The following is a 273-nucleotide window of genomic DNA, read 5'->3' as shown; positions in this document are numbered from 1 at the left end:
TAGCAGTCATTGGGCGGCGTCCTGGTCAATACATAATCGTATCTTCAATCAAATCAGGCAGAGTGATAAAACATATTCAGCCTGAACAGGGTTTCCACTTCTACGGGCATGCTCTTTACACACCTGATGGACGTTATTTGGTCAGCACTGAAAATCACATAGATTCGGGTCAAGGAAGGCTTTTTGTGAGAGATGTGCTCAACGATTATCGCGTACACGCCCAGCTCTCAAGCCATGGTATTGGTCCACATGAAATAAAGCTCTGCAGCGACA

General features: G+C 45.8%; 1 protein-coding gene. It reads left to right on the top strand.

What is annotated here, in order from left to right; genetic code table 11:
* The coding region (locus A3756_RS25830) for a DUF1513 domain-containing protein (protein WP_156490248.1) at positions 1–273 on the top strand (273 nt) is incomplete at both ends.

Source organism: Oleiphilus sp. HI0086 (assembly GCF_001635225.1).
Note: the sequence above shows the minus strand (reverse complement) of the source record. Positions and strands in the feature narration are given on the sequence as shown.